This is a genomic window from Dactylosporangium aurantiacum, assembly GCF_000716715.1.
In the GTDB taxonomy this organism is placed as follows: Bacteria; Actinomycetota; Actinomycetes; order Mycobacteriales; family Micromonosporaceae; genus Dactylosporangium; species Dactylosporangium aurantiacum.
Window position 1 is genome coordinate 1 of sequence record NZ_JNYJ01000155.1, and the last position, 471, is coordinate 471.

1 protein-coding gene is annotated in these 471 nt (G+C 65.0%); it reads right to left on the reverse strand.

Annotation, left to right across the window (positions count from 1 at the left end):
- Nucleotides 1-467 (reverse strand): glycosyltransferase family 2 protein (locus OP18_RS50730; protein WP_033368037.1); only part of this gene is annotated, 467 nt, incomplete at its 3' end.
- Nucleotides 468-471 lie beyond the last annotated feature (4 nt).

Consider the following 471-nt stretch of genomic DNA (forward strand, 5'->3'; position numbering starts at 1 on the left):
TTGAAGCAGGTCTCCAGGTCGCCGAGGTAGCAGTTGTACAGCATGTTCGCGGCGGTGGTGACGGCCTTGTTGCCCATCACGTACCAGAAGGAGAAGGAGCTGTGGCTGCCGAAGGTGCGGTTGCCGTAGACGACGGTGGCGCGGCCGTCCAGGACGGGTTCGAGGAGTTTGGGGATGTCCTGGGGGTCGTATTCGAGGTCGGCGTCGAGGATGACCATGTAGTCGCCGGTGGCGTGCTCCACGGCGGTGCGGATGGCGGCGCCCTTGCCCTTGTTGCGGGGGTGCAGCACGATGCGTAGCCGCTCGTCGTGCAGTCCGTTGAGGATCTCCGCGGTGCGGTCGCGGCTGCCGTCGTCGACGATGACGAGCTCGATCTCGGTCGGGTAGTCCACGTCCAGTGCCTGCTTCACGGCGTCGGCGACGCGGACTTCCTCGTTGTAGACCGGCATCAGGATCGACAGCTTCATCACG